We start from the raw sequence: 14,501 nt of genomic DNA on the forward strand, positions 1-14,501 counted from the left end.
AAGCCGCTCGAGGAGGGCGCGGCGGGCCCCGGCGACATCATCGCGATCGCGGGCATCCCCGAGATCATGATCGGCGACACGATCGCCGACGCCGAGAAGCCCGTCCCGCTGCCCGTCATCAAGGTCGACCAACCGGCGATCTCCATGACGATCGGTACGAACACGTCCCCGATGGCCGGCAAGGTCCGCGGCTCCAAGGTGACGGCGCGTCTCGTCAAGGACCGCCTCGAGCGTGAGCTCGTCGGCAACGTCTCGCTCAAGGTGCTCCCCACCGAGCGTCCCGACGCCTGGGAGGTCCAGGGCCGTGGCGAACTCGCGCTCGCGATCCTCGTCGAGCAGATGCGTCGGGAGGGCTTCGAGCTCACCGTCGGCAAGCCGCAGGTCGTCACCCGTGAGGTCGACGGCAAGATCCACGAGCCGGTCGAGCGCCTCACGATCGACACGCCGGAGGAGCACCTCGGCGCGGTCACGCAGATCATGGCCGCCCGCAAGGGCCGCATGGAGCAGATGACGAACCACGGCACCGGCTGGGTCCGCATGGAGTTCAAGGTGCCGAGCCGCGGCCTCATCGGGTTCCGCACCGAGTTCCTCACCGAGACCCGCGGCGCGGGCATCGCCCACCACGTGTTCGACGGGTACGAGCCGTGGTTCGGCCCGATCTCGACCCGTCAGTCGGGCTCGCTCGTCGCCGACCGTCAGGGCCCGGTCACCGCGTACGCGATGGTCAACCTCCAGGAGCGCGGCGTCCTCTTCGTCGACCCGGGCACCGAGGTGTACGAGGGCATGATCGTCGGCGAGAACTCCCGCGCCGACGACATGGACGTCAACATCACCAAGGAGAAGAAGCTCACCAACGTGCGCGCCTCCTCCGCGGACAACTTCGAGAAGGTCATCCCGCCGAAGAAGCTCTCCCTCGAGCAGAGCCTCGAGTTCTGCCGCGAGGACGAGTGCGTCGAGGTGACGCCGGAGGCCGTGCGCATCCGCAAGGTCGACCTCGACCAGACCACCCGCGCCCGCACCGCGGCCCGCGCCCGCAGCGACGCGAAGAAGGGCTGACGCCCTCCTCACCCACGACGTCGAGACCGTGCCCTCCCGGGGTGCGGTCTCGATGCGTCTTCGGCCCCGGGGGGCGTCGTTCGTCTCGGCGGTTTTGAACTCCGCATACCGATGCGACCATGGCGAGTGCCCGGGTCGGGGGCCTATGGTCTTCGTCAAGCCGCAACTGGTGTCGGTGGATGGTAGAGGGTGCCGTCGCGGAGCATGGCGTAGAGGACGTCGCAGCGGCGGCGGGCCAGGCAGATGAGGGCGGAGTCGTGTTTCTTGCCTCAGGATCCGATGATGAACCTCCGATACGGAGTCAGCAGCCGGCTGCCACGCCTTCGAAGAGACCTCACAGATGCGGGCCCCGTCCCCATCAGCGGTCACGCCGACGCCACCAGGCCCGGTGACAACACCCCCCGGATCATCCATGCGACAGGGCGATCAGTCATGCCGGGCCTGGTGACCAGCACCCCTCGTCATCGGGGCGCGAAGAAGGTGACGGGGGCAGGGGGGATCCGCAGCTCACGGCGTCGGGGTGGCCGATCGGTGCTTGGCGCAGGTCATCGCCGTGCGGAGCTCGGAACGGCAGATCACCCCGACGGGGTCAGACGGGGTCAGAGGGACGTGCCGCGGGTCGTGTCCCCGCCGCTCTCGTGGTCCTCGCCGCCGAATGTCGCGGTGTCGTCGGTGAGGTCGACGGGGCGGTGGTACATGGGGGCGACGTCGGGGATCTCCACGGCAGGGGCGGGTTCACCGTCGCCGTAGAGGTCGGCGAGGACGGCGGCGATGCCCTCGTCGTCGTTGCTCGCGGTGACGCGGTCGGCGACGCGCATGACCGCTTCGATCGCGTTGCCCATCGCGACGCCGACGCCCGCCGCGCGGATCATCGGGACGTCGTTGCCGTTGTCGCCGAACGCCACCGAGTCGCCGACGTCCACCCCACGCGCGGCCGCGACGTCGCGCAGGGCAGAGCCCTTGTCGACGCCACGCGCGGTGGCCTCGAAGTAGAACGGGGCCGAGAAGGCGTGCTCGACGCGGTCGCCGAAGCGGGCGACGAACACCTCGGAGAACGGCCGCAGCTGCGCGGGCGGGCCGTACATGAGGATCTTGTCGACGTGGACCTCCCCCGGCGCGAGCGCGGTGAGATCGGCGACGGGCCGCACCGTGAGGTCGTTGCCGCGGGCCTCGATCGCCACCTGCGGGTCGTCGGGCACGTCGGTGACGAGATCGTCGGCGTCGCACAGGAGCGTGAGCACGCCGTGCTCGCCGGTGAGGGAGACGATCTCGCGGACGAGGTCCTCCTCGACGCTGTGCCGGGCGAGGGTCTCGCCCGTGTCGGCGTCGACGACGACCGACCCGTTCGATCCGGCGTAGACGAGCCCGCTCGGGTCGAGCTGCACCCGCCGCACGAGGCGACGCAGCCCCGCGACAGGGCGCCCCGAGGCGAGGACGACGCTCGCCCCGGCGGCGCGGGCCCGCGCGAACTCGGCACGCGTGCCGGGGAGCACCTCGCCGCTGCGGGAGAGGAGGGTGCCGTCGATGTCGACGGCGACGATCGCGGGAGGGGTGGTCATGGGCGCGCAGCTCCTTCGGAACGGGTCGTGGCAGGCGCGACGCCGTCCCGGCGGCGCAGGAGGACGTGGATCGCGATGCCGACGATGAGACCGACGAGGGCGGGCAGTACCCAGCCGAACCCGATCGCGTATCCCGGCAGCAGGCGCTCGGCGAACCCGGTGAGCGCCTGCACCGTCGGGTGGGCGGCGGCGCCCTCGGGCAGCGCGGCGAGAAGGTCGAAGAACGCCGCGGCGGCGGTGAACGCGACGACGGCTCGGGGGACCGCGAGCCGGTGCGCGACGTGCTCCCAGGCGAGCCCCGTGAGGACGACGACGATCGCGAGCGGGTAGAGGAACATGAGCACCGGCAGCGAGATCCCGATGATCGTCTCCAGGCCCAGGGTGGCGATCGCGAACGACACGACGACGAACAGGAGCAGCCACCAGCGGTAACGGCCGCCCCCGTGCGCCTGGGTCGCATCCCCGGCGCCGACCTCGCCGACCTCGGCCACCGTGGCGGTGCGGGCCCCGAAGAGACCGTCGAACATCTCCGCGCACGCGGCGGTGAGTCCGATCGCCGTCTTGAGGCAGGCGACGAGGACGATCGCGGCGATGAGGTACTGCCCGGCCGCACCGAAGTAGTGGTGTGCCGCGCCGGCGAGTACGACGCCGCCGTTGTCGGCGTCGGCCACCGCGCCGGCGCTCGTCGCGCCGAGGTAGGCGAGCGAGCTGTAGACGATCGCCATCGCGGCACCGCCGACGAGACCGGCCTTGCCGAGCTCGGCCGCCGTCCGTCGCGGCGAGGTGACGCCGAGGCGCCGGGTCGCGTCCACGAGGACGATCGCGAACGCGAGGGCCGCGAGGGCGTCCATCGTGTTGTACCCGTCGAGGAGACCTGCCGTGAGGGCGTGGCCGTCGTACGGCGCGACGGGAGGCGCCGTCGTCGCACTCATCGGCACGAGGAACGCGGCCCCGACGAGGAGGGAGAGCAGGAGGAGGAACACCGGCGTGAGGTACCGGCCGATCATGTCCATGAGCCGGCCCGGGCGCAGCGCGACGAGCGCCGTGACGACGAAGAACACGGCCGCGAACGCGACGAGCCATGCCGGGCGGTCGCCGACGAGCGGGCGGACGCCGATCTCGAACGACACCGTCGCCGTCCGCGGGATCGCGAAGAGCGGGCCGATCGTGAGATAGAGGGCGCACGTGAACACCAGGGCGAACCGCCGCGACAGCGGCCGCGTCATCGTGAACAGGCTGCTCGCACCCGCGCGGGCCGAGGCCATGACGCCGAGGACGGGGAGACCCACCGCGGTGAGGAGAAACCCGAGCGTCGCGGGCAGCACCGCCTGACCGGCCTCCCGGCCGAGCTGCACCGGGAAGATGAGGTTCCCCGCCCCGAAGAACAACCCGAACACGAGCGAGCCGAGCAGAAGGGTGCGGGAGGGGTGCAGGCGCTGCTTCACCGAAGATCCTTTTGTGAGGTGAGGGAAAAGGGGCAGGAACGACGGTTCGGTCGCCGCATCGTCGAGAGATCATAGAACTTTCGGTCGGATGGCACGGTGGGGGATCCGGCAATGTCGACCGATCCATAACGCCGACTTTTACGTCGGCGCTCATTTTGTGATAGTAATCCGGGGTGCGCGTGACCTCCCGCGCCCCACGTCACCGACATCGACGACGGTGCCCCCATCCCACCATGAAGGAATTCGCCATGCCCCGCCCTGCCCTTTCCGTGCTCGCGCTCGCGTCGATCCTGCCCCTGACGCTTTCTGCGTGCGGCCTCGCGAACGGCGGGGGAGGTGCCGACGCCGACCCCAAGGCGCCGCTCACGATCATGGCGGATTCCGAACCTCATTCGACTCTGCTCAAGCAGGCCGAGAAGCTCGGCCTGCTCGGCGACGTCACCATCGAGGTCAAGGAGATCGCGGGTGACGTCGACGCCAACCAGCTCGTGGCCTCCGGCGACGTCGACGCGAACTACTTCCAGCACGCGCCGTACCTCAAGAACTGGAATGCAGAGCACTCGGGAAACCTGCAGCTCGTCGGACTCGTCCACGTCGAACCCCTGGGGCTCTACAGCCGCAAGGTCCACAGCGTCGCCGCCACCCCGAACGGCGCGAACATCGCCATTCCCGCCGATGCGGTGAATCAGGCGCGAGCCCTGTTCCTGCTTCAGCAGGCCGGCCTGCTCACCTTGAACGTCAAGGCCGACGACCCCGCACTCGACTACGCCCAGGTGACGCAGAAGAACATCGTCGAGAATCCCAAGAAGCTCATCTTCACCACCGTCGACCGGCCCCAGCTCGCCGCCACTCTCGACGACCCGAAGGTCACCCTCTCGATCGTCAACGGCAACTACGCGCTCGAAGGCGGACTCGTGCCCTCCGAGGACGCCCTCGTCCTCGACGAGGTGGAGAACAACCCCTACGCCAACGGCCTCGTCACCCGCCCCGAACTCGTGAACGACCCCCGCGTCCGCAAGGTCGCGCAGGCGCTCGCAGACCCCCAGATCGCCCGATTCATCACCACCACCTTCAAGGGCTCGGTGCTGCCGGCGACGCAGCCCGGCACCGCCGCGACCCCGGCATCCCCCACGAGCGCCACGGATTCCGCCGCGGGTTCGGCGACGCCCACCCCCGCCACGGGGACGGCGCGGTCGTGATCGCCGTCGACTCGCTACGCAAGGTGTATCGCACGCCGCGTGAGATCGTCGCCGTGGACGACGTGTCGTTCGCGTTGGAGGACGGCGAGATCTTCGGCATCCTCGGTCGGAGCGGAGCCGGGAAATCGACCCTGTTGCGCTGCCTCAACCTCCTCGAACGCCCCACGTCGGGCACGATCACCGTGGACGGTGTCGACCTGCTCTCCCTCGGCGAGGCCGACCTGCGGGCGGCCCGGCGCCGCATCGGCACGGTCTTCCAGCACGGAAACCTCCTGTCGAGCCGCACCGCGGCCGAGAACATCGCGTTCGGTCTGGAGATCGCCGGCATCCCCGCGCGTCGCCGTGCCGAACGCGTCGCCGAGCTGCTCGACCTCGTCGGGCTCGGGGACCGCGGGGACAGCCACCCCTCCCAGCTTTCCGGTGGCCAGCAGCAACGCGTCGGCATCGCCAGGGCCCTCGCCACCGACCCCGCAGTGCTCCTCTGCGACGAGGCGACCAGCGCCCTCGACCCCGCCACCACCGAGCAGATCCTCGACCTCGTCGCCGACATCAATGCCCGCACCGGCGTCACGGTCGTCCTCATCACTCACGAGGCCGAGGTCGTGCGGCGCATCTGTCACTCCGCGGCGCTCATGGAGGCGGGCAGGTTCGTGGAGTCCGGCACGATGCTGCGTCTCGTCGGCGACCCCGAGTCGCGCCTGGCCGAGATCCTCCTACCCACGGGTAACCCCGACCGGACGATTCCCGGGCGGCATCTCACCCTCGCGTTCGCCGACGAAAGGGCCGTCGACCCAATCCTGTCGCGCCTGACCCGCGACCTCGGCGTCGAGATCTCCATCCTCGGGGGGACCCTCGAACGGGTCGCCGGACATCAGGTCGGCCGCCTCCGGGTCGCCCACGACTCACGCGACGGAGTCACCGACGACGATGTCGTCGACTACCTCCGCGCGGCGGGAGTGACGGTGACGGCGGCATGACCAGGACCACGTGGATCGAGGCCCTGCCCGAGCTGCTCACCGCCCTCGGTGAGACCGCCTGGATGACCCTCGGCGCCTTTCTCGTCACGCTCGTGTTCGGCCTTCTGCTCGGTGTGTGGCTGCGGCTCTCCGCGCCCGACGGCCTCCGCCCTCACACCCTGACCCACCAGGTTCTCGGGGGCCTCGTCAACCTCACCCGATCGTTGCCGTTCCTCATCCTCATGATCGTCCTCATCCCCGCCACGCGCCTCATCGCCGGCACTGCCTACGGCCCGACCGCGGCGATCGTGCCCCTCGCCGTCGGTGCCATCCCGTTCTATGCGCGAGTCGTCGAATCCGCACTTCGGGAGGTGGCCACGGGCAAGATCGAGGCCGCGTCGTCCATGGGGTCGACGACCGCTCAGATCGTCCGCAAGGTCCTGCTGCCCGAGGCACTCCCGGGGCTCATCGCGGGCGCGACCCTCACCCTCGTGACGCTCATCGGCTACTCCACGATGGCCGGGGCGATCGGCGGTGGCGGCGTCGGCGATTTCGCCATCCGCTACGGCTACCAGCGCTTCAACACCCCCGTGCTCCTCTGCGCCGTGCTCGTCCTCGTGGTCGTCGTCCAGGTCGTCCAGACGCTCGGCGACGCGCTCGTCCGTTCGATGAACCACCGACGCTGACGCGCTCTGAGCACCGGCGTCCGCCGTGGAGTGGGGGAATCACGCCCCCTGCGGGCGCCGGGTCGTGGCGCCGCCGCGGTGTGCTGGAGGCGACACGCGCCCGGCGTACGCGGGGTCGGCGCGCTCAGAGTCCGGCGGGGGAGCACGCGCCGCGGACGGCGACCTTGACGAGGTTGCGCAGACGCGCCCGCGCGGACGCCGGATCGGCGCGGCCCGTGCGGGTGCGGTTGATCTCGAGGAGCGCCCCCGAGACGACGAGCCGCGCTGCGGACGGTGCGAGGTCGCCCGCCCCGGCGCGACGGAGGAGGTCGGCGACGGCCGACTCGACCTCACCGACGATGTGCGCGACCTCGTCGCGGTGGGGGCCCGCAGCCCCGAAGAGGAGTTCCCGCGCCGTCGCCATGGAGAGCTCCGGCTCGGCGTGCGCGGTGTCGATGACCGGGTCGACGAGCGTGACGATCGCCTCGACCGGGTCGTCGCACCCCGCGAGGCGGGTGCGGACCTCGTCGAGCACCTGACCCCACCGGTCGGCGGCGACCATCATGAGCAGTTCGGGCTTCGTCGCGGCGTACTGGAAGACGGTGCCGATCGCGACGTCGGCGTCGCGTGCGACCTGGGCCATCGTCGTCTTCTCGTAGCCGTGCTCCGCGAAGAGCGTGGAGGCGGCCTCCCGGATGCGGGCGCGCTTCTCGGCCTTGTTCCTCTCCCGCCTGCTCACGGGTCTCTCCAGCTGTGTCATAGGCGACATCCTAACGATATTGACTCGACTTTAAAAGTGAGTACGCTCAATCACAGGTCCGGACGATACGTCCGGCATCCTGGAAAGGGAGAGTCATGTTCCACAGCAGCGGAAACTACGAGGCCTTCGCCCGACCCCGCCCCGTCAAGGATGCGAAAGACGTCCACGCCTGGTACGTGGGTGGCGGACTCGCGTCCCTGTCGAGCGCCGTGTTCCTCATCCGCGACGCGGGGGTGCCCGGCCGCAACATCACGATCCTCGAGAAGAGCGAGCTCGCCGGCGGTGCCCTCGACGGCATCGAGGAGCCCGAGCGCGGGTTCGTCATTCGCGGCGGCCGCGAGATGGAGGACCACTTCGAGTGCCTGTGGGACTGCTTCCGCAGCATCCCCTCCCTCGAGGTCGAGGGCGCCTCGGTGCTCGACGAGTTCTACTGGCTCAACAAGGACGACCCGAACTACAGCCTCTGCCGCGCCACGGTCAACCGCGGTCAGGACGCCCAGACGCGGAACATGTTCACCCTGACCGACAAGGCGCAGAAGGAACTCGTCAAGGTCTTCATGGCGACCCGCGAGCAGATGGAGGGCAAGCGGATCGACGAGGTCTTCGGCCGCGAGTTCCTCGACTCCAACTTCTGGATGTACTGGCGCACGATGTTCGCGTTCGAGGAGTGGCACTCGGCGCTCGAGATGAAGCTCTACCTCCACCGCTTCGTCCACCACATCGGCGGCCTGCCCGACTTCTCCGCGCTCAAGTTCACGAAGTACAACCAGTACGAGTCACTCGTGCTCCCCATGACGAGCTGGCTCATCGACCAAGGCGTCAACTTCACCTACGGCGCCGACGTCACCGACGTCGACTTCGCCTTCGCCGGGTCGCGCAAGACCGCGACCCGCATCCACTTCACCCAGGAGGGAGAGAAGCGCACCGTCGACCTCGGCGAGCACGACTACGTCTTCATGACGATCGGCTCCCTCGTCGACAACTCCGACCTGGGCGACCAGCACACGCCGGCCGAACTCGACCGCGGCCCCGCCTCCGCCTGGGATCTGTGGAAGCGCATCGCCCGCAAGGACCCGAGCTTCGGCCGCCCCGAGGTGTTCTGCAGCAACATCGACGAGACCAAGTGGGAGTCCGCCACCGTCACCACCCTCGACGCGCGCATCCCCGAATACATCCGCAAGATCGCCAAGCGCGACCCGTTCAGCGGCCGCGTCGTCACCGGCGGCATCGTCACCGCCAAGGACTCCTCCTGGCTCATGTCGTGGACGGTCAACCGTCAGCCGCACTTCAAGGCGCAGAAGCCCGACCAGATCGTCGTGTGGGTCTACGGCCTCTTCGCCGACCGGCCCGGCGACTACGTCAAGAAGACGATGCAGGAGTGCACCGGCGAGGAGATCACCGCGGAGTGGCTGTACCACATGGGTGTTCCCGTCGAGGACATCCCGGAGCTCGCCGCGAACGGCGCCAAGTGCGTGCCGGTGATGATGCCGTACGTCACGTCGTTCTTCATGCCGCGTCACGCCGGCGACCGTCCCGAGGTCGTGCCCGCGGGTGCGACGAACTTCGCCTTCCTCGGCCAGTTCGCCGAGACGGGGCGCGACTGCATCTTCACCACGGAGTATTCGGTGCGCACCGGCATGGAGGCGGTCTACACCCTCCTCGGCGTCGAACGCGGCGTGCCCGAGACGTTCAACTCCACGTACGACGTGCGCACCCTCCTCGCCGCCACCTCCCGGCTGCGTGACGGGGACAAGCTCCACCTGCCGCTCACCCGGTTCGTGCCCACGCGTGTCGTCGACAAGCTCGCCCACACCCAGGTGGGCCGCCTCGTCACGGAGTCCGGTCTGCTCTGAGGCGCCCCGCCCACGACACCGGGCCCCGAGGTCTCCCGCCCACACCGCGGGAAGCCTCGGGGCCCGCGTGCATCGGCGGGATAATCTCGCACTGCCGCAGACCCGAGCCGAGGAGTGCAGATGACCGACAGCATCGACCGCGAGGCCCTCGCCGCCGCACGCGAGTCCGCCCGTCCGCGTTACGAGGAGTTCAGCTCCTCCGGGCTCAAGCTCGACATCACGCGCGGCAAGCCGTGCACGGCGCAGCTCGACCTCGCCGAGGACCTGCTCGTCGCGTTGAAGCCGGGTGACCACAGCACCGAGGCCGAGGGGGACCTCCGCAATTACGGCGGCGCCGCCAAGGGCGTCCTCGCGCTCCGCGAGATGTTCTCGCCGCTCGTCGATGTGCCCGCCGACCAGCTCGTCGCCCGCGACAACTCCTCGCTGTCGCTCATGCACTTCTGCGTCGCGAGCAGCTTCTTCCGCGCCCTCCCCGGTGGCGAAAAGCCCTGGGCCGGTGAGGAGGTCGTCTTCCTCGCCCCCGCCCCCGGGTATGACCGTCACTTCTCCGTGTGCGAGGAACTCGGCGTGCAGCTCCGCACCGTCGCGATGACACCGGAGGGTCCCGACATGGACGAGGTCGAGCGCCTCGTCGCCGAGGACGCCCGCATCAAGGGCATCTGGTGCGTTCCCAAGTACAGCAACCCCACCGGCATCACGTTCTCCGACGAGGTCGTCCGCCGCCTCGCAGAGATGCCCACCGCCGCACCGGACTTCCGCATCTACTGGGACAACGCCTACGCGATCCACCACGTCCGCGCCCAGCACGACCGCCTCGCCTCGATCCTCGACGCGTGCGCGAAGGCCGGCAACGAGGACCGTGCGTTCGTCTTCGCCTCGACCTCCAAGGTCACCTTCGCCGGCGGCGGCGTCTCGTTCTTCGGCTCCTCCCAGGCGAACGTCGCGTGGTTCCTCGCCCGCGACTCGATGCGCTCGATCGGCCCCGACAAGGTCAACCAGCTCCGCCACGTCCGGTTCTTCGGCGACACCGCCGGGGTCGAGGCGCACATGGAGAAGCACCGCGAGATCCTCGAGCCCAAGTTCGACGCCGTGGCCACGGCCCTCGACGCCGACCTCACCCCACTCGGCATCGCCTCGTGGAGCGACCCCAACGGCGGGTACTTCGTGAGCCTCGACGTCGTGCCCGGCACGGCCAGGCGCATCGTCCAGCTCGCCAAGGATGCGGGCGTCGCCCTCACCCCCGCAGGGGCGACGTTCCCCGGTGGCGACGACCCGGAGGACCGCAACATCCGCATCGCGCCGAGCTACCCCACCACCGAGGAGCTCGACACGGCCCTCCAGGTGCTCACGACCTGCGTGATCCTCGCCGCGGGCGAGGCGCTCCTCGACGCCTGACGCACCGGCGCCCCGAACGGCGCACCCCCCCGGATCACCCGGGGCGGTGCGCCGTTCGTCGTCCGGCCCCGACACCGGTGGGCGGGCGTAGAGTGCGCCGCATGTCAACGCGGATCGCTCTCATCACGGGCGCCTACAAGGGAATCGGTCTCGAGACGGCCCGACAGCTCGGAGCGCGGGGGATGACGGTGCTGCTCGGCTCGCGGAACGTCGGCCGGGACACCGAGGCGGAACGCACCCTGCGCGAGCAGGGGATCGACGCCCATACCGTGCCGCTCGAGGTCGGCATCCGGGCCGTCCATGCCGGCGCCGAGCCGAGCGCCCACCTCGCGACCCTCCCCGACGGCGGTCCCGCCGGCACCCTCTACCGCTGCCGGTCGACCCGCGAGGGTGACGGCGGCTACGAGGAACTCCCGTGGTGACCTGCGTCGACGCCACCCACGCGGCCTGCGCCGCCTGCGCCTGGGCGGCCCGACGGTGACCCTCGTCGTCGGAGTCGACTCCTCCACCCAGTCGTGCAAGGTCCTCGTCCGCGACGCCGACACCGGTGCCCTCGTGCGACAGGCCACCGCACCGCACCCGGACGGGACGGAGGTCGACCCGCAGGCGTGGTGGGACGCGCTCCATGCCGCGCTCACCGACGCCGACGTCGCGTGGGACTCCGCGGGGGACGTCGCCGCCCTGTCCGTCGGCGGGCAGCAGCACGGGATGGTCGCCCTCGACGCCGAGGGCGAGGTCGTGCGCCCGGCCCTCCTGTGGAACGACACCCGCTCCGCCGAGGCCGCCCGTGCGCTCACCCGCGAACTCGGCGACTCCGAGGACGCCGGGCGACGCGCGTGGGTCGACGCCTGCGGCAGCGCGCTCGTCGCCGCGTTCACCGTCGCCAAGCTCCGGTGGCTCGCCGATCACGAGCCGGAGGCCGCCGCCCGCGTCGCCGCGGTCGTCCTCCCGCACGACTGGCTCACGTGGAAGCTCTCGGGCTCGACCGACCTGCATGACCTCACGACCGACCGCAGCGAGGCCTCCGGCACCGGCTACTGGGATCCGGTCGGCGGGGACTACCGGTACGACCTCCTCTCCCTCGCGCTGCGCCGGGACGTCACGGCGGACGACGTCGCGCTTCCTCGGGTGGCCGCACCGTTCGAGGTCGTCGGACGCACGCCCGGCGGCATCGCGCTCGGCCCCGGTTGCGGCGACAACGCCGGCGCCGCGCTCGGGCTCCACCTCGGGGTGGGTGACGCGATGGTCTCCCTCGGCACCTCCGGGGTCGTCGCCGCCGTCACCTGCGCCCCGGCCGGCGACGTCACCGGCACCGTCACGGGATTCGCCGACGGATCAGGCCGGTACCTCCCGCTCGCCTGCACGCTCAACGCGAGCCGGGTCCTCGACGCCGCCCGTCGCCTCCTCGGCGTCGACCACGCCGAGTTCGACCGCCTTGCCCTCGCCGCCGAACCCGGCGCCGGCGGCCTCGTCCACGTCCCCTACCTCGAGGGCGAACGCACCCCCGACCTCCCCGACGCGACCGGATCGCTGTTCGGGATGACCCTCGCCTCGACGACCAGGGAGAACCTCGCCCGCGCCGCCGTCGAGGGGCTCCTCTACCACCTCGGGGAATGCGTCGACGCGGTCCGCGGTCTCGGCCTCCCCGTCGAACGGGCGACGCTCGTCGGGGGTGCGGTGCGGTCTCGTGCCGTCGTCGATCTCGCCTCGGGGTGCCTCGGTGTGCCCGTCGCCGTGCCGACGCCGGGGGAGTACGTCGCCGACGGCGCCGCCCTCCAGGCCGCGACGGCACTCGCCGGTGCCGACCGGCCGCTCGACTGGCCTCTCGACGCGCCCGAGCCTCACGACGACCCTCCGCAGGACGCCGTCCGCGAGCGGTACCGGACCCACGCCGCCCGCGTCGCCCGCGACCCCTCCTGACCCGCACGGGCAGGACCCGTCCGTCCCATCTCATGCGGACGGGGCGCGACTCCCGCGGAGGCGAACGACCGGAACGACGGACCCGTTTCGAGGTGCCTCTCGCGGCAGCCTCCTCACCTGCGACGACGCATGGACATCAGTCGAGGTGGGGACGCAACGACTCGGGGAGGGTGATCGCCCGCTTGAGGATCTTGTTCGTGCCGCCCTTGGGGAGGCCCTCGACGAACCACACGTGACGGGGAACCTTCGCGCCGCTGAGGTGGGCGCGGACGTGGGCCCGCAGCTCCGCCTCGTCTGCGTCCGCACCCTCCGCGAGGACGACGGCGGCTCCGACGACCTCACCGCGCACCGGGTCCGGCACGCCGAGCACGGCACACTCGGCGACGGCCGGGTGGGCGTAGAAGACCTCCTCGACCTCACGGGGGTAGACGTTCTCGCCGCCGACGATGACGAGGTCCTTCTTGCGGTCGACGATCGTGAGGAACCCGTCGTCGTCGAGGGTTCCGAGGTCACCGGTGCGGAGCCACCCGTCGGGGGAGAGGACGGCCGCGGTCGCCTCGGGCGCGTTCCAGTAGCCGCGCATGACGTTGTGCCCGCGGATCGCGACCTCGCCCACGGCGCCGATCTCGACGGGTTCGCCCGTCTCCTGGTCGACGACGCGGACCTCGACACCGGGCAGAGGAGTCCCGACCGTGCCGGGGCGGCAGCGCCCCTCGACGTTGAGGGTCGCCGTCGGCGAGGTCTCCGACAGCCCGTACCCCTCGAGGACGAGGACGCCGAAGCGTTCCTCGACCCGGTGGAGCAGCTCCACGGCGAGGGGCGCACCGCTGCTGATCGTCATGCGCAGCGTCGAGAGGTCGTAGTCCTCGGGGGAGCGGGCGAGGAAGTGGAGGAGGGCCGTGTACATCGCGGGCACGGCGAGGAACACCGTGATGCCCTTCTCGCCGACGGACGCGAGGGTGTGGCGCGGATTGAAGACGGGGTGGAGGACGACGTGGCTGCCCGCGAGGAGGGGCAGATTGAGGCAGCACGTCTGCCCGAAGGCGTGGAAGAGCGGAAGTGCACCGAGGACGACGTCGTCCGGGCCCATGTCGACGAGGTCACGGTCGACCTCCGCGTTGACCACAAGGTTGTCGTGCGTCAGCATCGCGCCCTTGGGCTCGCCCGTCGTCCCGGAGGTGTAGAGGAGGACCGCAAGGTCGTCTCCGCGGCGTGGGACGAGCGGTGCATCCGGGTGGGAGGGGGCGAACTCGGGGAACGTCGCCGCGTCGAGCACCACGACCTCGACCCCGAGGGCCTCGCCGGCCGCCGCCGCGTCGCCCGCCTCGGTGAGGGCCGGGACCCCCGCCCAGGCGACGAGGAGTACCGGGTCGCAGTCGTCGAGGAGCCGACGGAGCTCGGCGACGCGCAGCACCGGGTTGAGGGGGACGACGACGCCGCCCGCCCACGCGATCCCGTGGTAGAGGTACGCGAACTCGACGACGTTGGGGACCGCGAGGGCGACCCGGTCGCCGGGACGGACGCGGCGCGCCACGAGGGCCGCGGCGACGTCACCGACGCGTTCGCCGAGCTCGGCGTAGGTGACGGTGCGGGTGTCGTCGCTGAGCGCGATCGACGTGGCGGACGACTCGACGCTGCGGGTGAGCATCTCGGTGAGGGTCATGCCTCATTGTGGGCGGGGGAGGGCGCCCTA

The 14,501-nt window shown here is 70.8% G+C and carries 12 protein-coding genes; 8 read left to right on the forward strand and 4 right to left on the reverse strand.

The annotated features are described in order from the left end of the window. Positions 1-1,056: large ribosomal subunit assembly factor BipA (locus MOPEL_RS07415; protein ID WP_009482259.1), on the forward strand; the 1,056-nt coding region annotated here is incomplete at its 5' end. Positions 1,057-1,655: 599 nt separating this feature from the next. On the opposite strand, the gene MOPEL_RS07420 is transcribed toward MOPEL_RS07415, so the two are convergent. Beyond that, positions 1,656-2,615, reverse strand: a complete 960-nt coding sequence (locus tag MOPEL_RS07420; RefSeq protein ID WP_009482260.1) for a Cof-type HAD-IIB family hydrolase — start codon at positions 2,613-2,615, stop codon at positions 1,656-1,658. Next, the gene (gene brnQ, locus MOPEL_RS07425; protein ID WP_009482261.1) at positions 2,612-4,060 is read right to left on the reverse strand and encodes a branched-chain amino acid transport system II carrier protein; all 1,449 of its coding nucleotides are present in this window, start codon (positions 4,058-4,060) and stop codon (positions 2,612-2,614) included. Before brnQ ends, MOPEL_RS07420 begins: the two co-directional genes overlap by 4 nt. Positions 4,061-4,308: 248 nt before the next feature. On the opposite strand from brnQ, the gene MOPEL_RS07430 reads away from it, so the two are divergent. Genes MOPEL_RS07430 through MOPEL_RS07440 form a run of 3 tightly spaced genes read left to right on the forward strand, consistent with a single transcriptional unit; the run spans position 4,309 to position 6,901 of the window. Beyond that, positions 4,309-5,259 (forward strand): MetQ/NlpA family ABC transporter substrate-binding protein, encoded by a 951-nt coding sequence (locus MOPEL_RS07430; RefSeq protein WP_009482262.1) that lies wholly within the window; start codon positions 4,309-4,311, stop codon positions 5,257-5,259. Continuing rightward, positions 5,256-6,236, forward strand: a complete 981-nt coding sequence (locus MOPEL_RS07435; protein WP_009482263.1) for a methionine ABC transporter ATP-binding protein — start codon at positions 5,256-5,258, stop codon at positions 6,234-6,236. Before MOPEL_RS07430 ends, MOPEL_RS07435 begins: the two co-directional genes overlap by 4 nt. Continuing rightward, positions 6,233-6,901: a methionine ABC transporter permease gene (locus MOPEL_RS07440; protein ID WP_009482264.1), complete on the forward strand. Its 669-nt coding sequence runs from the start codon at positions 6,233-6,235 to the stop codon at positions 6,899-6,901. Before MOPEL_RS07435 ends, MOPEL_RS07440 begins: the two co-directional genes overlap by 4 nt. 124 nt (positions 6,902-7,025) lie before the next feature. Here MOPEL_RS07440 and MOPEL_RS07445 read toward each other — a convergent pair whose 3' ends face one another. Next, complete coding sequence (locus MOPEL_RS07445; RefSeq protein WP_009482265.1) at positions 7,026-7,640, reverse strand: TetR/AcrR family transcriptional regulator; 615 nt, start codon at positions 7,638-7,640, stop codon at positions 7,026-7,028. A 95-nt stretch (positions 7,641-7,735) separates the two neighbouring features. Here MOPEL_RS07445 and MOPEL_RS07450 point away from each other — a divergent pair, with 95 nt between their 5' ends. The 4 genes from MOPEL_RS07450 to MOPEL_RS07465 all read left to right on the forward strand — a co-directional run bounded on the left by MOPEL_RS07450 (position 7,736) and on the right by MOPEL_RS07465 (position 12,808). Continuing rightward, positions 7,736-9,493, forward strand: a complete 1,758-nt coding sequence (locus MOPEL_RS07450) for an oleate hydratase (protein WP_009482266.1) — start codon at positions 7,736-7,738, stop codon at positions 9,491-9,493. A gap of 120 nt (positions 9,494-9,613) precedes the next feature. Beyond that, the gene (locus MOPEL_RS07455; protein WP_009482267.1) at positions 9,614-10,888 is read left to right on the forward strand and encodes an aspartate aminotransferase type Ic; all 1,275 of its coding nucleotides are present in this window, start codon (positions 9,614-9,616) and stop codon (positions 10,886-10,888) included. A gap of 101 nt (positions 10,889-10,989) precedes the next feature. Further along, entirely contained in the window at positions 10,990-11,310 is a 321-nt protein-coding gene (locus MOPEL_RS07460) for an SDR family NAD(P)-dependent oxidoreductase (protein WP_009482268.1), read from the forward strand. A gap of 55 nt (positions 11,311-11,365) precedes the next feature. Continuing rightward, on the forward strand, positions 11,366-12,808 hold the full coding sequence (locus MOPEL_RS07465; protein ID WP_009482269.1) for a xylulokinase: 1,443 nt from the start codon (positions 11,366-11,368) through the stop codon (positions 12,806-12,808). A 136-nt stretch (positions 12,809-12,944) separates the two neighbouring features. Here MOPEL_RS07465 and MOPEL_RS07470 read toward each other — a convergent pair whose 3' ends face one another. Beyond that, a complete protein-coding gene (locus tag MOPEL_RS07470) occupies positions 12,945-14,471 on the reverse strand; it encodes a long-chain-fatty-acid--CoA ligase (RefSeq protein WP_009482270.1) in 1,527 nt (508 codons plus the stop codon). Positions 14,472-14,501 lie beyond the last annotated feature (30 nt).

Source organism: Mobilicoccus pelagius NBRC 104925, from assembly GCF_000247995.1.
GTDB classification, from domain to species: domain Bacteria; phylum Actinomycetota; class Actinomycetes; order Actinomycetales; family Dermatophilaceae; genus Mobilicoccus; species Mobilicoccus pelagius.